This window comes from Methylobacterium gossipiicola, assembly GCF_900113485.1.
Lineage (GTDB): Bacteria > Pseudomonadota > Alphaproteobacteria > Rhizobiales > Beijerinckiaceae > Methylobacterium > Methylobacterium gossipiicola.
The window spans coordinates 129,535-149,553 of the sequence record NZ_FOPM01000008.1; the positions used below are offsets into that span (position 1 = coordinate 129,535).

Genomic DNA, 20,019 nt, shown 5'->3' on the forward strand with positions numbered 1-20,019 from the left:
CATCCAGCGCTCCACGGGCCGGGTCGACATCCCGACCATGCCGGGGCATGAGGAAAAAATCATGCATCTCGATGCGCCGACGCGCGACCGTATCGCGGCAACACTCACCGAGATCGCCTGCGAGGCGGGCGAGATCCTCCGGAGCTATCACGGCGGCGACTGTCCGCACGTGCTCAAGCGCGACGGATCCCCGGCGAGTCTGGCCGATACGGCGTCCGAGGCGATGATTCTCGCCGCCCTCGCGCGCCATTGGCCCGATATTCCCGTTGTGGCCGAGGAAACCGCCTACGACCGCCCGCCCTCGGAGCTGTTCTTCCTCGTGGATCCCCTCGACGGAACCAGGGATTTCCTCGCGGGCAACCACGAATACAGCGTCAATATCGGCCTCGTGCAGGGCGACCGTCCGGTGGCGTCGGCCCTGGCCGCCCCCGGTCTCGGTCGGGTCTGGGGCGGCGGCGCCGACGCTTTCGAGGCGGCCATCGTGGCGGGCCGTCCGGGGGCGCATCGGGCCATCGCCGTGCGGCCCGTTCCGGCCGACGGACTCGTCGCCCTCGTGAGCAACCGCCACGGCGATGCCGAGACGGAGGCTTGCCTGTCGGCCCTGCCCCTCGGCGGCCGGCGCGGCGCCGCTTCCGCCCTCAAGTTCTGCCTCATCGCCTCGGGCGAGGCCGACATCTACGTTCGCTGCGGCCCGACCATGGAGTGGGATACGGCGGCCGGCGACCACGTGCTCACGAGTGCCGGAGGCTGCGTCGTGGTGTCGTCGGGCCAGCCGATCACCTATGGCCACCACGCCCGCCATTATCGCAACGGCCCCTTCGCGGCCCTGGGCGACCGCACCTATGCGAGCCGCCTCGCCCTGCCGGCCCGCAGCCCCGCTCCGCGCCGGACCGTGGGCGCCACGGCCGAATCGCTCCGTCCGGTTTCGCCCGCGCGTTAACCATATATTGACCGTCTTTCGCGTCATGATCGGCGCCGGTCGGGCGGGCACGCGATCTCGGTGCCCCGGTCCGGCGGCCTTGCCGGGACGCCGCCCGGCACCGCACGCGACGAGGCAGCATGCTGACATCTTCCTCCCCTCCCCGGGCTCGGCTGGGGGCCGGTCTCGCCCTTGCCGCGATCCTTTCCGTCGGCATCGCGTCCGTCCCTGGCGGTTCGGCCCTCGCCCTCCCGGCCCGGACGGCCCCCCCTGCCCCGGAGGCATCCGGGCCCGGCACCTTCCGGCCCGCCGAGATCATCGACAACGGCCACCGCTTCTTCGGCTCGATGTCCCGGGGCCTCGCCCTCACGGTGGAGGAGGCCACCCGGCGTTGGGGCGAGCCGAACGGCTACATCCTCGGCCAGGAAGCCTCCGGCGCCATCGTGGGGGGCGTCCGCTACGGCGAGGGCACCCTCTACACCCGCAACGCCGGCAAGCGCCGCATCTACTGGCAGGGGCCGTCCATCGGCTTCGACGTCGGCGGCGATGGCGACCGCACCATGATGCTCGTCTACAATCTGCCGGCGGTGCAGGGCCTCTACCGCCGCTTCGTCGGCATCGACGGCTCGGCCTATTTCATCGGCGGCTTCGGCATGACGGCGGTGACGGCGGACGAAGTCGTGGTGGTGCCGATCCGCACGGGGGTCGGGGCGCGCCTCGGCATCAATATCGGCTACCTCAAATTCACCGACCGGCCGACCTGGAATCCCTTCTGAGGCAGGTGTGGCATGCCGACCCTCGCCCCACACGACAAGGGTAGGATAAGCGTGCCGACAAGGGGGCCGGCTCCGGCCGATCCCCCCTCCGATCCGACCCAACGCATGAGCAGGCCCGCGTGATCGAAACCGTCATGATCTTCGTGCTCGGCTTTCTCGCCGCTGCTCTGTGCGCCCTGCTGCTGCTGCCGGCGGTGAACGCACGGGCCCTGCGGCTCTCCCAGCGCCGGATCGAGGCGCGCCTGCCCCTGTCCGTCTCCGAGGTCGCCGCCGAGAAGGATCATCTGCGCGCCGAGTTCGCCGTGGCGCGCCGTCGCCTGGAGCGGCGGGTCGAGGCGGTGCAGGCCGCCCGCCACGCCGACCTCGCGGCCATCGGCGCGCGCACCCTGGAGGCGGCGACCCTGTCCCGGCAGGTCGAGGCCGGGACCGCGATGCTTCGGGCGCGCGAGGCTGAGATCGCCGAAACCCGGACCGCGCTCGCGAGCGTGGAGCACGACCTCGCCGCCGCGCGGGCCGATGGCGCCGTCGGCCTGGCTACCCTGCAGGTCTTGGAAGACGCTCACAGGGACCTCCTCGACGATCTCGCCCTCCAGCGCCACCCCGTCCCCGCCCCGGACGCGACGGGCATCGACCTCACGGCGCGGTGCGCCGCCCTCGTTGCCGAACGCGAGACCCTGCGGGCGAGCCTCGCCGCCGCCGAGGACGCCCTGGCGCAGGCCGTGGCCCGCACGGCGCCGCAGGACGACGACACCGCCGCCCTGCGCCTGCGGATCACGGAGGTCGCTGACACACTCATGCGCCGCGAGCGCCTGCCCGCCGTCGGGGCCTTTCCCCTCGCGCAATCCTGACGACGATCCCCTGAACCCGCGCCCCGGTCGGCCGTTGCGTCACGTTCAGGCCGCGGCGTAGATAAACGCACTTTCCCATGCGCCGCCGCGCCTGTGCCTTGTTTCGACCACGCAAGCGCATCATCCGATCGCGCATTCCCACCTGATCTGAAGACGGACCGCGCCCCTATGGCCAAAACCCTGACATCGCTCGCCCTCGCCCTGGTCGCCACGGCCTCCCTCGTCGGCGCCGCCACGGCGCAGACGGCGCCCCAGACCAAGCGCGGCAACGAGACCCTGAAGAAGTACTGCACCGGTGATTACCTGACCTATTGCGGCAATCTCTCTCCGGACGATCCGGCCATGGACAAGTGCTTCCAGACCAACTGGGCCAAGCTGTCCGAGAACTGTCGCCGCGCCATCGACGCCTACGAGAAGACCCCCGGCAACAAGAAGTAATCGCTTCACCGCGACGGCCCGCGCAGCGGGTCCGGATCGCCCACGGGATAAGCGGGGCCGTTTCCCTCGCGTCGCGGCCCGGCACCCGCTATGGTGCCGGGCAACCGCGTGCCGGACACCCAAAGCCCCGATGCCCCTTCGCCTGCGTTCCTTAACGATCCTCGCGGCCTTCGGCCTCGTCGCCCTTGGTGCTTCCGGCTGTGGTCGTCGCGGCGGCCTCGAGCCGCCGCCTGGCAGCGCCGCGCCGACGCTGCCCGCCTCGCGAACCTCCGCGAACGTGGCCGCGCCTGCGAGCCCCCGTGCCCTGCCCCAGAGCGTCGGCCTCGGCGGTGGAACGGCCACGCCCGATTCCGATGCCGTGCGGGCCGGGGACGAACTCGATTCGGCCGCCGTGGCGAGCGGCGGCACCGAGGCGCCGGTCTCGACGACGCGTGGGGCCAAGCGCGGCTACGTCGTGCCAAAGCAGCCCTTCTTCCTCGATCCGCTCCTCTAGCCCGCTCGTGCCGGCCCTCCGGGGCCCGGCCGATCCTGGCTCATCGTCTCAGGCCGGCCTCAGAGGCCGGTGTCCAAGGCACTCCGATGCACCATTTCCATTATCGCGACGGGCGCCTCGCCGCCGAGGATGTCGACCTGACGGGGCTCTCGGCCGAAGTCGGCACGCCGTTCTATTGCTATTCCACCGCCACCCTGGAGCGACATTACCGGGTGTTCGCCGACGCCTTCGCGGGCGACGATGCCCTCGTCTGCTACGCCATGAAGGCGAATTCGAACCAAGCGGTGCTGACCACCCTCGCCCGCCAGGGCGCCGGCATGGACATCGTGTCGGAGGGCGAGTTGCGCCGGGCGCTCGCCGCCGGGGTCGATCCGCAGAAAATCGTGTTCTCGGGCGTCGGCAAGACCCCCGGCGAGATGGCCGCCGCCCTCAAGGCCGGCATCTACTGCTTCAACGTCGAGAGCGAGCCGGAACTCGACGTTCTGTCGGGGGTGGCGGCAAGCCTCGGCCTCATGGCGCCGGTCTCGATCCGGGTGAATCCCGACGTCGATGCCGGCACCCACGCGAAGATCTCCACGGGCAAGTCCGAGAACAAGTTCGGCATCCCCATCACCCGGGCGCGGGCGGTCTACGCCCATGCGGCCACGCTCCCCGGCCTCGCCGTCTCGGGCGTCGACATGCATATCGGCAGCCAGATCACCGACCTGGCCCCCTTCGACCACGCCGCTCGGCTCCTCGCCGGCCTCGCCCGCGATCTGCTGGCCGACGGGCACGCCCTGCACCACATCGATTTCGGCGGGGGGCTCGGCATCCCGTACCGCGACGACAACGCGCCGCCGCCCGATCCGTCCGCCCTGGCGGCGATCCTGCGCCCGCATTTCTCCGGCCTCGGCCTGCGCCCGGTCTTCGAGATCGGCCGTATGATCGCTGGCAATGCCGGCATCCTCGTCACCCGTGTCCTCTACGTGAAGCGCACCGAGGGGCGGACCTTCGTCATCGTCGACGCGGCCATGAACGACCTCATCCGCCCGACCCTCTACGACGCCTTTCACGGCCTGCGTTCCGTCGTCGAGCCGGGGCCGCAGACGCCCCGGCTCGTCGCCGACGTGGTCGGCCCGGTCTGCGAGAGCGGCGACTACATCGCGCTCGGCCGCGACATGCCAGAGGTGGCGCCGGGCGATCTCATCGCCGTCATGAGTGCGGGCGCCTACGGCGCCGTCCAAGCCGGCACCTACAACACCCGCCGCCTCGTGCCCGAGGTGTTGGTGCGCGGCGCCGACTGGGCCTTGGTGCGCCCGCGCCAGACCTACGAAGAGCTGATCGGCCTCGACCGCGTGCCGGGCTGGCTGGTGGAGGGCGCCTGATCGGGCACTCGCCCGATGTTGAACAATCGGGCGAGCTTCTGCCGTTAAGACAGTGTTTCTTAGGCGGCCAGATCCGCTTCCAACCGGTGAGTCGCCTCATCCGGTAGATCGAGGGCGTCGGCCAAGTCCTTGAGGAATGTGCGTTCCTGCAGAGTGTCGGGATCGATGGCGAGGCGGGCCGCCGCATAGATGCGTGCCGCCTGCTCGGGATTCGTCACCCGTTCGGCGATGTCGTCGGTGTCCGCCGGATCGGCGAGTTCGGCTTCCAGCCAGCGGCGGCCGTCATCGCCGATGCCCGCCGCCGCCAGGGCGTCATCGAGGCGCTTGCGCTCGCCCGCATCCACCAAGCCATCCGCCAGGGTCGCCGCCACCATGGCGCGCAGCATGGTCCGCGCCTCGTCCTCGCCCACGGTGGCGTGGTCGAACGGTGTCGTGCCGGCCTTCTCGGCCGACGCCTCGGCGCTCTTTGACGCGGAGGTGGTTCGCAGGGCCTTGGTGGCGAGGCCAACCACCAGGGCGAGACCGCCGAGGGCTGCCGTTGCGGCGAGACCGGTGCGGCGGGTGCGCACCAGCGCATCGACCATGCTCTGCGCCTCGGAATGCTGTGCTTCTGACATCGGATGCGCTCTCCCGTTCGTGATCGTGAATCGCTTCCCAACCGCGCGAGGGGGCGGTCGGTTCAGATCGCCGCCCGGTTCCGCCTCGGCCTGGGCTGATTTGACCCGATCGCCCCCGGCGGCCACCATGCTAGCTTGCCCATCCGGCGCCCCATGGCGTCACAGGAGCCAGACACGATGGCCGAGGCCGACCCGGTGACGTCCGGTGCGACGCGCGATCCCGGCGTGGGGGAGACCACCGCCCCGCGCGGACGCCTCGACCGCCTCGTGTCCCGGTCGCAGGCCGCGCTCCTGTGGGAGGGGGCCTGGCCGATCCTGTGGCGCGGCCTCGGCGTCGGGCTCGCCTTTCTCATCGCATCCTGGCTCGGTCTCTGGCTCGACCTGTCGCCGCTCTGGCGCCGGATCGGCCTCGCCGCCTTCGCCCTGGCCCTGGTCGCCGCCCTCTTCCCCCTCGCGCGCCTGCGCCGTGCGAGCCGACGCACTGCCCTGGCGCGGATCGACCGCGAAGCCGCCGGCGGCGATGGCGGCCTCGCCCATGGCCCGGCCTCCGCCATCGAGGACACCCTGGCGCTCGGAACCACCGACCCGGCGACCCGGGCGCTGTGGGCCTTGCATCAACGCAGGTCGGCGGAGGCCGTGGCGCGGCTCAAGGCGGCCCCGCCCCGGCCCGACATGCCCCGGCGCGACCCCCTAGCCCTGCGCGCCGCCCTCGTTGTGGCCGCCGTCGCGAGCCTGTTCGTCGCCGGACCCGAATGGCGCCAACGCCTCGCCGGGGCGTTCGACTGGACCCTGCCGCCGCCGCCCGCCCCGAGCTTCCGGGTCGATGGCTGGATCGACCCGCCCCTCTATACCCGCCTGCCGCCCCTGGTGGTGACCCTGGAGGGCGCCGAGCAGCGCCTGCGTGCGCCGGTGAACTCCACCCTGGTCGTCCGCATCGCCGGCCATGGGGAGGCGACCGTGGAGCCCCGCGCCGGATTGAAGCCCCTCCCCGGCAAGGATGGCGCCGGCAAGGATGGGCCCGGGAAGGAAGCCGGCAAGTCGCCCCGCGCCGACCTGCGCGAGGACCGGTTCCAGCTCACCGGCGGCCTCGCCGACCTCACCATCACGGCGGGCGGCCCGCCCCGCCATCTGATGATCGAGACCATCCCCGACATGGCCCCGGAGGTGCGCCGCATCGGTGCCCTGGAGGTCAACGGCCGGGGCACCTTCAACCTGAGCTACCGCGCCAAGGACGATTACGGCATCGCCTCGGCCGAAGGGATCGTCGAGCCCCTGGCCGGCACCCGTGCCCTGGTGCCGCCGCCCCGCATCGCCCTCGCGCTGCCGGGTGACGCCAGCGGCGAAACCGACACGAAGACCCTGGTCGATCTCACCGACAATCCATGGTCCGGCGCCCGCGTGCGCCTCACCCTGGTGGTGAAGGACGAGGCCGGCCAGGAGGGCCGCACGGAACCCGCCGAGATCATCCTGCCGGCCCGCATGTTCACGCAGGCCCTGGCGCGGTCCCTGGCGGAGGAACGCCGCCGCCTCGTTACCGCCCCCGACGAGAGCCGGGGCCGGGTGCAGACGGCCCTGGATGCGCTCCTCATCGCGCCCGAGCGGTTTACGCCGCAACCGAGCGTGTTCCTGGGCCTCAAGACCGCGACCCGACGCCTGCGCGCCGCCCACGACGACGCTGCCCTCCTGGAGGTCGCCGACCTCCTGTGGGAGATGGCCCTGAAGATCGAGGACGGCGATCTGTCGGATGCCGAGAAGAGCCTGCGGGCGGCCCAGGACAACCTGAAGCAGGCCATCGAGCGCAATGCCCCCGACGAGGAAATCCAGAAGCTCACCCAGGACCTGAAGAAGGCCCTCGACGCGTTCATGAAGAACATGGCCGAGCGCCAGAAGGATAGGAGCGCGAAGCCGAAGGCGGACGGACAGCCGAAGAATCAGGGTGGCAAGACCGTGACGCCCGACGACCTCGACAAGATGCTCAAGGACATGGCCGATGCCATGAAGCGTGGCGATACGGCCGAGGCCCAACGTCTCCTCGAACAGCTGCGCGAGATCCTCGAGAACCTCCAGACCGCCGAGCCCGGCGCCAAGGGGAACCAGCCCGGCCGAGAGATGGCCAAGCAGGCCGACGAGCTCGACAAGCTTTCGCGTGAGCAGCAGGACCTGCGCGACCAGACCTTCAAGGATGGCCAGGACAAGGAAGGCCAATCCGGCCAGCCGCGTCCCGGCCAGCGTCCGCAGCGGGGGCAGCCGCAGCGGGGGCAGAAGGGCCAGCCGGGTCAGGGCCAGCAAGGCCAGGATCAGCCGGGGCAAGGTCAACAGGGGCAGGGTCAGCAGGGACAAGGCGGCGAGGGGCAGGCGGGGCAGGGCGAGCGCCAGCAGGCCCTGCGCGAGCGCCTCCAGGATCTCCAACGTCGGATGAAGGACCTCGGCATGGAGGGCGAAGAGGGCCTGTCCGAAGCCGAGGACGCCATGCGGGAAGCCGAAGACGCCCTCGGCCAGGGGCGCGAGGGCGATGCCGTCGACGCTCAGGGGCGCGCCCTCGATGGGCTGAAGCGGGGCGCCGAGGGCATGCAGAAACAGATGCAGGAGATGGCGGAAGCCGAGGGCGAGGGAGAAGGCCAGCAGGAAGGCGGGCAGAACCCGAGTCAGCAGGGGCAGGCCGGCAGCTCAGAGAACGATCCCCTCGGGCGTCCCAACAAGGGCCGCGACATGACGAGCGGTAAGGCCCGCGTACCCACGGCCGACGAATCCGCCGTCCAGCGCACCCGGCGGATCATGGAAGAGCTGCGGCGCAAGCTCGGCGATCCGAGCCGCCCGCGTGAGGAACTCGACTATTTCGAGCGCCTCCTGCGTCGGAACTGACGCCGCACCGAGCCCCTGGGCGCGGGAGGCACGACGCGACATATGACCACCCTACCCCGAGCCGCGAGACCCTGACGCCGTGATCTCCTCCAACACCCTCGTCCTCCTCGCCTGCTTGGCGGTGGCCGTCGTGCTCCTCCTCGGCCTCGCCAACATGATGCGGGGCGGCAGCGCCAACCTTTCGCAGAAGCTCATGCGCCTGCGCGTGCTCCTGCAATTCCTCGCCATCGTGCTCATCATGGGCGTGGTGTGGTGGCGCTCCGCCTGAAGACCACGTCCGGCGCGGCGGTGTGGCGGGGAGGTCTCACCGCCGATCTATCGCGGGCCGAGGCGTGGATTACGCGGGCTGCGCCCTGACACGCCTCGATCCCCCCATGCTAGACCTGACCGGTACAAATGGATCGGTCCTCGATGCACTCCCTTTCGTCCCGCCTGCTCGCCGGCACCCTCGCGCTGGCGGTCCTCGCCCCGGGCCAGGTCGCCTCGGTCATGGCCGCCGACCTGCGCGGCCCCGGTCTGCCCGCCGCCTACGCGGCCCCGGCCCAGCCCTTGAGCATCGTCTCCGAGGTTCGCATCGGCGGCGCGGTTCAGGACCCCGGCAGCGCCGAGCGCGACACCAACAACATCAACGGCGAGATCCTGTTCGCCAAGCCGCTGGTGAGCCTCGATCCGTTCTGGCAAGCCTTCGTGCCCCGTCCCACCGTGGGCGGCAGCTACAATTTCGGGGGGCGCACGAGCTACGCCTATATCGGCGGAACCTGGAGCGTGGACCTGTTTCCCAAGACCCTCAACAATATCGTCTTCCTCGAAGGCTTCTTCGGGGCCGGCTTCCACGACGGCCATACGGGTCCGAAATCGACCACGCCCTTCGGTTTCAATTCACTCGGCTGCAATCCCCTGTTCCGCGAGGCGGCGGCCCTGGGCTTCCGCATCACCGAGCGGTGGAGCATCATGGCCACCGTCGAGCACATGTCGAATGCCGGCCTGTGCGTGAACAACCGCGGCCTGACCAATTTCGGCGGCAAGATCGGTTACACCTTCTGACCTGATACGATCTTTTGCTGACCTCGTAAGATCCCTCGGCTCATCGGACGCGCTCCTTGGTCACGCTCAACCGCATCTATACCCGCACGGGCGACAAGGGGACGACGGCCCTGGCCAGCGGCGAGCGCCGCTCGAAGGCCGATCTGCGTGTCGAGACCTACGGCACAGTGGACGAGACCAATGCCTGCCTCGGCCTCGTCCGACTCCACGCCGACCCGGCCCTCGATGCCATGCTGGGGCTGATCCAGAACGATCTGTTCGACCTCGGCGCCGATCTGGCCACGCCCGAGACCGGGGAGCCCCTGCCCTACGAACCCCTGCGGATGGTGGACGCCCAGGTGAAGCGCCTGGAAGCCGATATCGACGCCCTGAACGCCAATCTATCGCCGCTCAAGTCCTTCGTGTTGCCGGGCGGCTCTCCGGCGGCGGCGGCCCTGCACCTCGCCCGCACGGTGTGCCGCCGGGCCGAGCGCCTCGCCGTCGCCCTCGCGGCCACCGAGGGCGAAAACGTGTCGGCTCCAGCCCTGCAATACCTTAACCGCCTGTCCGACTTCCTGTTCGTGGCGAGTCGCGCCGCCAATGCCAACGGCGCCGATGACGTGCTCTGGGTGCCCGGCAAGAACCGCTGACGAGAACCGCTGACGGCCCTTCGATCCCCGGGTGACGTGATCCGAGGGGCGGTCGCCGTGCGATCCGGCTGGGGTGCGTCTGCGCACCTGCGTTGACAAGGCCGAAAGCTCATCGTTACGGTCCGCCGCCTCAATCGTGAGGGTTCTGGATCACCGGGCGTGCCGGGGATCCTCCGCGCGCCGCGCCGGCCCTCCCCAAGAATATCCCGCGCGGAGGATAGTGACCGCCATGAAGGTTCTGGTGCCCGTCAAGCGGGTCGTCGATTACAACGTCAAGATCCGCGTCAAGGCCGACGGCTCGGGGGTCGATCTCGCCAACGTCAAGATGTCGATGAACCCCTTCGACGAGATCGCCGTCGAGGAGGCGATCCGCTTGAAGGAGAAGGGCAAGGTCACGGAGATCGTCGCCGTGTCCATCGGCCCGCAGCAGGCGCAGGAGACCCTGCGCACGGCCCTGGCCATGGGGGCCGACCGGGCGATCCTGGTGAAGACCGATGGCCTCGTGGAGCCCCTGGCCGTGGCCAAGATCCTGAAGGCCCTCGTCGCCAAGGAGAACCCGGAACTCGTCATCCTCGGCAAGCAGGCCATCGATGACGATTCCAACCAAACCGGCCAGATGCTGGCGGCCCTCCTCGACTGGCCCCAGGGCACCTTCGCGTTCAAGCTCGAATTCGGTGACGGCGCCATCGACGTGACCCGCGAGGTCGATGGCGGCCTCCAGACCGTGAGCCTGAAGCTCCCGGCCATCGTCACGACGGATCTGCGCCTCAACGAGCCGCGCTACGCCTCGCTGCCGAACATCATGAAGGCGAAGAAGAAGCCCCTCGAGGAGCTCGCTCCCGATGCCCTCGGTGTCGACGTCACACCCCGGATCAAGGTGCTGAAGACCGTCGAGCCGGCCGGCCGCAAGGCGGGCGTCAAGGTCGAGTCGGCGAAGGTCCTCGTCGAGAAGCTCAAGGTCGAAGCCGGGGTCATCTGACCCGGATTCCGCCTCTTCGCCTTAATCCCCCGTGCGCGACCCGGCGCCGCCCTGGCGACGGGTCCCCGGTCCATAGATTCCGAGGATTCTCCCCCGCATGGCCACCCTCCTGTATCTCGAGCATGACAACGGCGCGGTTCGCGACGCCAGCCTGAAGGCCCTCACCGCCGCCGTCCAGCTCGGCGGCCCCGTCCACGCCCTTGTCCTCGGCTCGGGCAGCCGCCCGGCCGCCGAGGCCGCCGCCAAGCTCGACGGCGTCGAGAAGGTGCTGGTGAGCGAGGACGCCGTCTACGACCATGCCCTGGCCGAGCCCACCGCCGCCGGAATCGCGGCGATCGCGGGCGCCTACGACGTGATCCTCGCCGCTGCCTCGACCACGGGCAAGAACGTGCTGCCGCGCGTCGCCGCCCTCCTCGACGTCGCCCAGATCTCGGACATTATCACGGTGGTCTCGCCCGACACGTTCGAGCGCCCGATCTACGCCGGCAACGCCATCCAGACCGTGCAAGCGACGGAGGCCAAGAAGGTCATTACCGTGCGCACGGCCGCCTTCAAGGCCGCCGTCGAGGGCGGTTCGGCCGCGCCCGTCGAGGCCGTCTCGGCTGCCGCTCCGGCCGCCGGTGCTTCGACCTTCAAGGGCGAGGAGATCGCCAAATCCGATCGGCCCGAACTCGCCGCCGCGCGCATCATCGTCTCGGGCGGCCGGTCGCTAGGGTCGGCCGACAAGTTCAAGGAGCTCATCGAGCCCCTGGCCGACAGCCTCGGCGCGGCGGTGGGCGCCTCGCGCGCGGCCGTGGATGCGGGGTACGCTCCGAACGACTGGCAGGTCGGCCAGACCGGCAAGGTGGTGGCGCCCGATCTCTACGTGGCGGTGGGCATCTCCGGCGCGATCCAGCACCTCGCCGGCATGAAGGATTCGAAGGTCATCGTCGCCATCAACAAGGACGAGGACGCGCCGATCTTCCAGGTGGCGGATTATGGCCTCGTCGGCGATCTGTTCCAGATTGTCCCCGAGTTCCAGGCCGAGGTCGCCAAGGCCAGGGGGCAGTAGGAGTTTCGGGGCCAGTCAGCGTCACGGTCCGGGGTGCCCTGCGGGAGAATCTCCCCCGACGGGCTGCCTCCGGCCCGGAAATGGTCTAAGATTCTGACGCGACGCGCGTTTTGAGGGCCGCAAACCGTGCCTGTCCCGGACAAACCCGGGCGAGGCCGGAAGCGCTTCGGAGGTTTGGATTCACCGCATGGGCATCGATATCAGGACCGTCGGGATCGTCGGGGCCGGGCAGATGGGCAGCGGCATCGCCCATGTCTGCGCCATGGCGGGTCTCGACGTCCGGTTGAACGACCGCGATCCCGCGCGCATCCGCAGCGGGCTCGCCACCATCGACGGCAACCTCGCCCGTCAGGTCGCCAAGGGCACGATTGCCGAGGATCTGCGCCGGGGGGCCGTCGCGCGCATCGTCGGGGCCGAAAGCTTCGATGACCTCGCTGTCTGTGACCTCGTCATCGAAGCCGCGACGGAGGACGAGGCGACCAAGCGCCAGATCTTCAGCGCCCTGTGCGGCTCCCTGAAGCCCGATGCCCTCGTCGCCACCAACACCTCGTCCATCTCCATCACCCGGCTGGCGGCGTCCACGGATCGGCCCGAGCGGTTCATCGGCATCCATTTCATGAACCCCGTGCCGGTGATGCAGCTCGTGGAGCTGATTCGCGGCATCGCCACGGAGGACCCGACCTACGAGTCGGCGAAAGCCTTCATCGCCAAGCTCGGCAAGACCTCGACGATGTCGGAGGATTTCCCGGCCTTCATCGTCAATCGCATTCTGCTGCCGATGATCAACGAGGCGATCTACACCCTGTACGAGGGCGTCGGCTCGGTGGAATCCATCGATACGGCGATGAAGCTCGGCGCCAACCATCCCATGGGGCCTCTGCAGCTCGCCGACTTCATCGGCCTGGACACCTGCCTGTCGGTGATGCAGGTGCTCTACGAGGGGTTGGCCGATTCGAAGTATCGCCCCTGTCCGCTCCTCGTGAAGTATGTCGAAGCCGGCTGGCTCGGCCGGAAGGTCAAACGCGGTTTCTACGATTATCGCGGCGAAACGCCGGTTCCAACGCGCTGAGAAGCGGGTTCGATCATAAGAAAGCCCGGCCACGCGTGATGCGGGCCGGGCTTTTTCCATTCAGGCCGTCACGGGTTTCAGCGGGCCGAATTCGTCGAGGGCTGGGTGTTGGCCGGAACGGTGCTGCCAGTGCTCGCCGGCATGTCCGACTTGAGGCCGTTGTTGGGCTGGTTCGCGGCGCCCGGATTCTGGGTGCCGGCCGTGGTCTGAGCCGCGTAATCCGTCGGGGACTTGGCGCCCTGCCAGGACATCAGCCCGACGATGGCAACGGCCAGAAGAGCCAGGCTGCCGACGAGGACGAGGAGGACGGGCTTGCCCCTCTTGCCCTGGCGGGATTCCTGCGGGTGAAGCTGCTGTACCATTCCGTCCCCTCGTGGCTGGCCCGGGCTCACGTGAGCCTGGGCATCCGATCACCGAATGGGGGACAAACGCAGGGTTGGATCGGAGGGTTCCTGAAACTCAGCGACCCGTCACCAGCATGATCTTCCCGAGATGCGCACTCGACTCCATGAGTTCGTGGGCCTTGTCCGCCTCCTCCAGGGGGAAGGTCGCGTGGATGATCGGCCGGATGGTGCCGGCTTCGAGGAGGGGCCACACATCGTCCGCGAGCCCGCGCGCGATGGCGGCCTTTTCGGATTTCGGCCGGGCCCGAAGGGTCGCGCCCGTGAAGGTGAGGCGCTTCATCATGATCGGCGTCATGCTGAACGCGTCGACCTTGTAGCCCTGCATGAACGCGATCTGGACGAGGCGGCCTTCGATGGCGAGCGCCGAGAGGTTCTTGGCCAGATACGGAGCGCCGACCATGTCGAGGATGACATCGACGCCGTTGCCGTCGGTGAGGGCCTTCACCCGCTCGACGAAATCCTCCTCCCGGTAGTTGATCGCCGCCTCGGCGCCGAGGTCACGACAGAAATCGCACTTCTCGGCCGAGCCCGCCGTGGCGAAGACCCGGGCGCCGTGATGCTTGGCGATCTGGATCGCCGTCGAGCCGATGCCGCTCGACCCGCCATGGACCAGGAAGGCTTCGCCGGGTTGGAGGCGGCCACGCTGGATCACCGTGGAATAGACAGTAAAGTAGGTTTCCGGGATGCCGGCGGCCTCGACGAGGGACAGGGGCGCGGGGCGTGGCAGGCACTGTCCGGCTTCCGCCACGGCGAACTCGGCATAGCCGCCGCTGATCGTGAGGGCACAGACCTCGTCGCCGAGGGCGAGGCCGTCCACGTCCGCCCCGAGGGCGACGATGCGGCCGGCGACTTCGAGGCCCGGGATCTCGGTGGCGCCCTTCGGCGGCGGATATTTGCCCTCGCGCTGCTGGATGTCGGGCCGGTTCACGCCCGCCGCCACCACCTCGATGAGCACCTGACCCGGCCCGGCCTGGGGCAGCGGCACCGTCTCGATGGCCAGGACCTCGGGGCCGCCGGCGGCGGTGAACCGGATCTGGCGCATGGTCTCGGGCAGGTTGGCGGTCATGGGCTCTCTCCTCCGGGCAACCCAGCCGTCATGGGCGGCCCCGGGGCCGTTTGGCAAGGGAGCGAATGACGGGTGCAGGATCTCAGCGGGTGCCGTACATCCGGTCGCCGGCATCGCCCAGGCCCGGAACGATGTAGCCGTGGTCGTTGAGGTGGCTGTCGATGGAGGCCGTCCAGATCGGCACGTCAGGATGGCTCGCCTGCAGGTGGGCGACGCCCTCGGGGGCGGCAAGGAGGCAGACGAAACGCAGATCTTGAGCGCCGCGTGCCTTCAACAGATTGATGGCCGCCGCCGCCGAATTGCCGGTGGCCAGCATCGGATCGAGGACGAGGACCGTGCGGTCGGCGAGGTCCGAGGGGGCCTTGAAGTAGTATTCCACCGCTTCCAAGCTTTCGGGGTCGCGGTAGAGTCCGATATGGGCCACCCGGGCCGAGGGCATCAGCGACAGCATCCCGTCGAGGAAGCCGGTGCCGGCCCGCAGGATCGGGGCCAGGACGAGCTTCTTGCCGGCGATCTGAGGCGCCTGCATTGCCTGGATCGGTGTCTCGATGGCGACGGTTTCGAGGGGCAGGTCGCGGGTCACCTCATAGGCCAGCAACATGCCGATCTCGTTGAGGATCTGGCGGAAGCCCTTGGTGGAGCGCGCGCGGTCGCGCAGGAGCGTCAGCTTGTGCTGGACGAGGGGGTGATCGACCACCCGAACCGCCGCGTTCGCCATCGTCCGCTTCTCCCCGCGCCGCATCGGCGACGGGCCGACCGGACAGGAACTGCATAGATCATACCGTTGCCGCCCGCGATGGGCCGATCCCATGAAAGAAGGTCCCCGGCCCTTGGCCGGGGACCTCTCGGACATCGGGACCTTCCGGAGAACCCGTCATACGAACGCTGTTTGATCCCTTCGGAATGGCGGAGTTCGACTGTCCTCACACGATGCGCGGGCTTCGGGGTCCGGTCTCCGCTTCAATCAAGCGAAACCGTATCAGACCGAACGAGTGGTGTCGGTGGCGCGCTTCTGAGCCATGTAGGCGTCGAATTCCTCGCGGTCCTTCGCCCGCTTCAGGCCCTCGACATATTCGGAGAACGCACGGCTCTCCTCGGCCAGCGCCCGGCGCTGGGCATCAAGGCGGTCGAGCTCGGCCCGGCGATACTCGTCGAAGGCGCGGTTTCCGGTGGGGCCGACGCCATTGGCAGCCTCGTAGGCGGCGGCAAAGCGCGAGCGACCCCGGCCGCCGGACTGCCAAGCCGAACCCCAGGCGCTGCCCCGGTCGGCGAGCCCCCGGAGTTCGCTCAAAGCCGGATAGCCCGCAACCTTCCAGGCGACGTAGGCCGCGGCGAGGGGCCACCAGTATATGAAGCCGACCACGATGGCGCCGATCTCTAAGGAGCGTTTGGGAAACGGGCCGCTCCGGCAGGTCTTGCCCGTAGCCCAGGGGGAATTGGAGGAAAGACTCACGGCTCACGTCTCCGATGTTAATGTGAACGACATTCACTTGCGGATGCGGAGCTGGGCTTTCAAGGGGCGAGCCGCGGAATCGCTTGGTCAGGCCTGGGGCGGTCCGCCAGCACCGTGCACGAGGGCGAGGACGCCTGCGCGCAGGAGTTCGTACTTGTCCGGCACCCCTGGTCCCTTCGGCAGATGCCCGGAGGCGGCCAGGGTCGCGAGACCGTGCGACAGGGCCCAGACCTCCACGGCGATGAAGCGTGGGGCGACACCGCCGAATCCGTCTGGGAACGTCGCCTGCAGGGCCTCCACCAGGAGGTCGAACGGGCTCGGGCGCGGCCCGGCCTCGCTGTTCGGCGTTCCCGCTGCCAGCCCCCGCGTTTCGAAGATCGCCGCGTAGTAGCCGGGCTCCTCCTCCGCGAAGGCGAGATAGGCCTCGCCCATGCGGGTGAACCGCTCGAGCGGCGTACCCCGGGCGGCGAGCGCCCGGGCGAGGCGCTCGGCGAGATCGGCGAAACCGCGTCCCGCCACCTCTTCCAAGAGGGCTTCGCGGCCGCGAAAATGCCGGTAGAGGGCGGCCGGCGTCACTCCGACGAGGCGGGCGGCATCCACAAGGGTGAACCCCCCGATCCCGCGCTCGGCGATGAACCGGCGGGCCGCCTCGATCAGCGCTTCCTTGAGGTTGCCGTGGTGGTAGCTGCGCCGGTCGTCGGGGCCTTCGCGCCAGGGTCGCACGCCAATGTCCTCATGGGGGCGCCCCATCACGAGAGGCGGGCGGCCATACGGGATGGGGCCGCATCCCTCCCCTACCACGCGCGTGGCGTGAATTGACCCCGTTCTGTCGATCAGTAGACGGAGCCCACAGCCGCGACGCAGGGGCGCAACATGCGCTGACGTCAGAGCCGGAACAGCGACCCCGCCGCGTCGCGGGCGGCGGTCTTGGCCTCCCGGGCTGCTTCGAGGCGCGCGATCTCCCGTGTCAGGAGGGCGATGCGCTCGGACAGGTCCGCCACCGACAGGGTGTCGAGGGGCTCGCCGATCCGGTGTTCGGGGGCCGGTTCAGGGCGAAAATCGTCGTCGTGCATGGAATCCTCCTCCCTCACCACGGCTGCCCGGCACCGAGGGGCCCGAGACCGAGATGTCGTGCCACGGTGGCGCCGATATCGGCGAAGGTCGAGCGTCCGCCCAGGGGACCGGGCGCGATTTCGGGGCCGAAGGCGAGGATCGGCACCTGCTCGCGGGTGTGCTCGGTGCCGGTCCAGGTCGGGTCGTTGCCGTGGTCGGCGGTGATGACGCAGAGGTCGCCGGGCCGCAGCACGGCCCGGATCTCGGGCAGCCGCGCGTCGAAGGCTTCGAGTTCGGCGGCGTAGCCCGGCACGTCGCGGCGATGGCCATGCTCCGTGTCGAAATCCACGAGGTTGAGGAAGACGAAGCCGCCGTCCGGCAACTCGTGGAAGGCGGCGAGCGCTGCGTCGAGGCAGGCGGCGTTGCCGGCGGGCTTGATCTCCCGGCCCGTGGCCCGGTGCGCGAAGATGTCGCCGATCTTGCCGACGGTGACCACGGCCCGGCCCTGGGCCGCGAGGCGGTCCAGCAGAGTCTCTGCCGGAGGCTCGACGGCGTAGTCCTTCCGGTTCGCCGTGCGGCGGAACCCCGCCTCGGCAGATCCGATGAACGGCCGGGCGATGACCCGGCCGACCCGGTGGGCATCGCAGAGGTCGCGGGCGATGCGGCAGGTGGCGTGGAGGCGGTCCAGGCCGAACGCCGTCTCGTGGGCGGCGATCTGGAACACGCTGTCGGCCGAGGTGTAGCAGATCGGCTTGCCCGTGCGGATGTGTTCCGCTCCGTAGCGCTCGATGATCGCGGTTCCGGAGGCATGGCAATCGCCAAGGATGCCGGGCAGCCCCGCCTGCGCAACGAGGTCCGCCACGAGGTCCGGCGGGAAGGCCGGCACCGTGTCCGGAAAATGCCCCCACGGTTCGCGCACGGGCACCCCGGCGATCTCCCAATGGCCAGACGGCGTGTCCTTGCCGGCGGCGGTCTCGACGGCGTGGCCGTAGGCCCCCGTGACCGCGTCTTCGGGCGCGAGGTGCGGTGGCAGGCGCCCCGTCGCGCCGTGTGCCGCGAGGCCGAGGCCGAGGGTTGCGAGGTGCGGCAGGCGCAAGGGGCCTCGGCGCAGGCCCGCCCGGTCGCCGCGCCCGGCGGCGCAGGCTTCGGCGATGTGGCCCACGGTGTCCGAGCCGGCATCGCCGTAGGCGTCGGCATCGGGGCCGCCGCCGATACCGACAGAATCGAGGACGATGAGGAAAGCGCGGGGCATCGCGTGTCTCAGGCCGGGACCGGTTCGGCGGTCGCGTCGCCGCGCAGGTCGAAGGCGGCGGCGAACAGGGCCTGGGTGTAGGGCTCGCGCGGATGGGCGAAGATCGCCTCGGCCGGACCTTCCTCGACCACGCGGCCGTTCTGCATGACGAGGACGTGGTTCGCCAGCGCCCGCACCACCTTGAGGTCGTGGGAGATGAACAGATAGGCGAGGCCGCGCTCGCGCTGGAGGTCGCGCAGCAGGGTGACGATCTGCGCCTGGACCGAGCGGTCGAGGGCCGAGGTCGGCTCGTCGAGGACGATGAATTTCGGCTTCAGCACGATGGCGCGCGCGATGGCGATGCGCTGGCGCTGGCCGCCGGAGAATTCGTGGGGGTAGCGGTCCATGGTCGCGGGATCGAGGCCCACATCGTCAAGGGCCTCCGCCACCGCCGCGACGCGCTCGGCCCGGCTCCTGACGGCGCCCTGCACCACCAGTCCCTCGGCGACGATGTCGGCCACCGTCATGCGCGGCGACAGCGACCCGTAGGGGTCCTGAAACACCACCTGCATGTCGCGCCGTACCGGCCGCAGGGCCGCCGGGGACAAGCCGGCGATGGAACGGCCGAGGAACACGATGGGACCCTCGCTATCCGTCAATCTGAGGAGGGCGAGCCCGAGGGTGGTCTTGCCCGAGCCCGACTCGCCCACCACGCCCACCGTCTCGCCCGCCCGCACCCGCACGGACACTCCGTCGACGGCCTTCACGTACCCGGCCGCGCGTCGCAGCAGGCCCCGGCGGATGGGAAACCACACCTTGAGGGGGCCGGCGGCGAGGAGTTCGGTGGCATTCTCCGGCACGGGGTTGGCACGGCCCGTGGGCTCGGCGGCCAGAAGCCGCTGGGTGTAGGCGTGCCGGGGCCTGGCGAAGATGTCGGCCGTCGCCCCCGCCTCGACGATGCGCCCCTGCAGCATGACGCAGACGGAGGTGGCGATGCGCTGCACGATGCCGAGGTCGTGGGTGATGAACAGCATCGCCATGCCCAACCGTTTCTGCAGGTCGGCCAGCAGGGTCAGGATCTGTGCCTGCACGGTCACGTCGAGGGCCGTGGTCGGCTCGTCGGCCACCAGCAGGTCGGGCTCGCAGGCGAGCGCCATGGCGATCATCACCCGCTGGCGCTGGCCGCCGGAGAGTTCGTGCGGATAGGCGGTGAGGCGCCGCTCGGCGTCGCGCAGACCGACGAGGTCGAGGAGTTCGAGGATGCGGGCCCGCGCCTTGCGGCCCGACAGGCCGCGATGCACCTCCAGCACTTCGCCGATCTGGCGCTCGATGCTGTGGAGCGGGTTGAGGGAGGTCATGGGTTCCTGGAACACCATGGTGATGTCGGCGCCCCGCACCTTGCGCAATTCGCGCTCCGGCAGGGCGAGGAGGTCCCTGTCCCGGAACAGGATGCGGCCACCCGGATGATACGCGCTGCCGTCGAGGAGGCGTAGGATCGACAGGGCGGTGACCGACTTGCCGGAGCCCGATTCTCCCACCAGCGCCAGGGTCTCGCCCGGCGCGATGGTGAAGCTCACCCGGTCCACCGCCAGGGTCTCGCGGTCGCGGGAGCGGAAGGCCACGGACAGGTCCTGGACGTCGAGGAGCGTGTCGGTCATCGGGCGAATGTCATGAAGCGGACCGGGGTGGCGCGTCGGAAACCGGGTTATAGCGCGCTCCGCCG

22 protein-coding genes are annotated in these 20,019 nt (G+C 69.8%); 13 read left to right on the forward strand and 9 right to left on the reverse strand.

Features of this window, described 5'->3' with window-relative positions; translation table 11 throughout:
* The first annotated feature begins 61 nt into the window (after positions 1 to 61).
* The 6 genes from BM249_RS09280 (at position 62) to lysA (ending at position 4,838) form a co-directional block, all read left to right on the forward strand.
* Complete coding sequence (locus BM249_RS09280) at positions 62 to 940, forward strand: 3'(2'),5'-bisphosphate nucleotidase CysQ family protein (RefSeq protein ID WP_177232371.1); 879 nt, start codon at positions 62 to 64, stop codon at positions 938 to 940.
* 119 nt (positions 941 to 1,059) lie between these two features.
* A complete protein-coding gene (locus BM249_RS09285; RefSeq protein ID WP_091971135.1) occupies positions 1,060 to 1,695 on the forward strand; it encodes a DUF1134 domain-containing protein in 636 nt (211 codons plus the stop codon).
* A 119-nt stretch (positions 1,696 to 1,814) separates the two neighbouring features.
* Positions 1,815 to 2,543 carry a hypothetical protein gene (locus BM249_RS09290; RefSeq protein WP_091971138.1) on the forward strand — a complete coding sequence of 243 codons (729 nt, stop codon included), beginning with the start codon at positions 1,815 to 1,817 and terminating at the stop codon, positions 2,541 to 2,543.
* Positions 2,544 to 2,711: 168 nt separating this feature from the next.
* Positions 2,712 to 2,981, forward strand: a complete 270-nt coding sequence (locus BM249_RS09295) for a 3',5'-cyclic-nucleotide phosphodiesterase (protein ID WP_091971140.1) — start codon at positions 2,712 to 2,714, stop codon at positions 2,979 to 2,981.
* Positions 2,982 to 3,111: 130 nt separating this feature from the next.
* Positions 3,112 to 3,474, forward strand: a complete 363-nt coding sequence (locus BM249_RS09300) for a hypothetical protein (protein ID WP_091971142.1) — start codon at positions 3,112 to 3,114, stop codon at positions 3,472 to 3,474.
* Positions 3,475 to 3,560: 86 nt separating this feature from the next.
* Positions 3,561 to 4,838: a diaminopimelate decarboxylase gene (lysA, locus tag BM249_RS09305; RefSeq protein ID WP_091971144.1), complete on the forward strand. Its 1,278-nt coding sequence runs from the start codon at positions 3,561 to 3,563 to the stop codon at positions 4,836 to 4,838.
* Positions 4,839 to 4,897: 59 nt separating this feature from the next.
* Here the strand turns inward: lysA and BM249_RS09310 are convergent, their stop codons facing one another.
* Positions 4,898 to 5,455 (reverse strand): tellurite resistance TerB family protein, encoded by a 558-nt coding sequence (locus BM249_RS09310; protein WP_244528663.1) that lies wholly within the window; start codon positions 5,453 to 5,455, stop codon positions 4,898 to 4,900.
* Positions 5,456 to 5,632: 177 nt separating this feature from the next.
* Here BM249_RS09310 and BM249_RS09315 point away from each other — a divergent pair, with 177 nt between their 5' ends.
* The 7 genes from BM249_RS09315 to BM249_RS09345 all read left to right on the forward strand — a co-directional run bounded on the left by BM249_RS09315 (position 5,633) and on the right by BM249_RS09345 (position 13,089).
* Positions 5,633 to 8,317, forward strand: coding sequence for a TIGR02302 family protein (locus tag BM249_RS09315; RefSeq protein ID WP_091971145.1), 2,685 nt, complete (start codon positions 5,633 to 5,635; stop codon positions 8,315 to 8,317).
* Positions 8,318 to 8,399: 82 nt separating this feature from the next.
* Positions 8,400 to 8,585 (forward strand): twin transmembrane helix small protein, encoded by a 186-nt coding sequence (locus tag BM249_RS09320; protein WP_091971275.1) that lies wholly within the window; start codon positions 8,400 to 8,402, stop codon positions 8,583 to 8,585.
* Positions 8,586 to 8,728: 143 nt separating this feature from the next.
* On the forward strand, positions 8,729 to 9,361 hold the full coding sequence (locus tag BM249_RS09325; RefSeq protein ID WP_091971277.1) for an acyloxyacyl hydrolase: 633 nt from the start codon (positions 8,729 to 8,731) through the stop codon (positions 9,359 to 9,361).
* A gap of 56 nt (positions 9,362 to 9,417) precedes the next feature.
* Positions 9,418 to 9,990: a cob(I)yrinic acid a,c-diamide adenosyltransferase gene (locus tag BM249_RS09330; protein WP_091971147.1), complete on the forward strand. Its 573-nt coding sequence runs from the start codon at positions 9,418 to 9,420 to the stop codon at positions 9,988 to 9,990.
* A gap of 229 nt (positions 9,991 to 10,219) precedes the next feature.
* Positions 10,220 to 10,969: an electron transfer flavoprotein subunit beta/FixA family protein gene (locus tag BM249_RS09335; protein ID WP_091971149.1), complete on the forward strand. Its 750-nt coding sequence runs from the start codon at positions 10,220 to 10,222 to the stop codon at positions 10,967 to 10,969.
* Between the two features lie 97 nt (positions 10,970 to 11,066).
* Entirely contained in the window at positions 11,067 to 12,020 is a 954-nt protein-coding gene (locus BM249_RS09340; RefSeq protein WP_091971151.1) for an electron transfer flavoprotein subunit alpha/FixB family protein, read from the forward strand.
* 187 nt (positions 12,021 to 12,207) lie between these two features.
* Complete coding sequence (locus BM249_RS09345; RefSeq protein ID WP_091971153.1) at positions 12,208 to 13,089, forward strand: 3-hydroxybutyryl-CoA dehydrogenase; 882 nt, start codon at positions 12,208 to 12,210, stop codon at positions 13,087 to 13,089.
* Between the two features lie 77 nt (positions 13,090 to 13,166).
* Here the strand turns inward: BM249_RS09345 and BM249_RS09350 are convergent, their stop codons facing one another.
* From BM249_RS09350 to BM249_RS09385, 8 genes are all read right to left on the reverse strand, one after another.
* Entirely contained in the window at positions 13,167 to 13,451 is a 285-nt protein-coding gene (locus BM249_RS09350; protein ID WP_091971155.1) for a hypothetical protein, read from the reverse strand.
* A 97-nt stretch (positions 13,452 to 13,548) separates the two neighbouring features.
* Positions 13,549 to 14,559 (reverse strand): NAD(P)H-quinone oxidoreductase, encoded by a 1,011-nt coding sequence (locus BM249_RS09355; RefSeq protein WP_091971157.1) that lies wholly within the window; start codon positions 14,557 to 14,559, stop codon positions 13,549 to 13,551.
* A gap of 82 nt (positions 14,560 to 14,641) precedes the next feature.
* Positions 14,642 to 15,277: a uracil phosphoribosyltransferase gene (upp, locus tag BM249_RS09360; RefSeq protein WP_091971279.1), complete on the reverse strand. Its 636-nt coding sequence runs from the start codon at positions 15,275 to 15,277 to the stop codon at positions 14,642 to 14,644.
* Positions 15,278 to 15,538: 261 nt separating this feature from the next.
* Positions 15,539 to 16,012, reverse strand: a complete 474-nt coding sequence (locus BM249_RS09365) for a DUF2852 domain-containing protein (protein ID WP_091971159.1) — start codon at positions 16,010 to 16,012, stop codon at positions 15,539 to 15,541.
* 87 nt (positions 16,013 to 16,099) lie between these two features.
* A complete protein-coding gene (locus BM249_RS09370; protein ID WP_091971281.1) occupies positions 16,100 to 16,735 on the reverse strand; it encodes a TetR/AcrR family transcriptional regulator in 636 nt (211 codons plus the stop codon).
* Positions 16,736 to 16,896: 161 nt separating this feature from the next.
* A complete protein-coding gene (locus tag BM249_RS09375) occupies positions 16,897 to 17,085 on the reverse strand; it encodes a DUF1192 domain-containing protein (RefSeq protein ID WP_091971161.1) in 189 nt (62 codons plus the stop codon).
* A 14-nt stretch (positions 17,086 to 17,099) separates the two neighbouring features.
* On the reverse strand, positions 17,100 to 18,317 hold the full coding sequence (locus BM249_RS09380; protein WP_091971163.1) for a phosphopentomutase: 1,218 nt from the start codon (positions 18,315 to 18,317) through the stop codon (positions 17,100 to 17,102).
* 8 nt (positions 18,318 to 18,325) lie between these two features.
* Complete coding sequence (locus BM249_RS09385; protein WP_091971165.1) at positions 18,326 to 19,954, reverse strand: ABC transporter ATP-binding protein; 1,629 nt, start codon at positions 19,952 to 19,954, stop codon at positions 18,326 to 18,328.
* Positions 19,955 to 20,019: the final 65 nt, after the last annotated feature.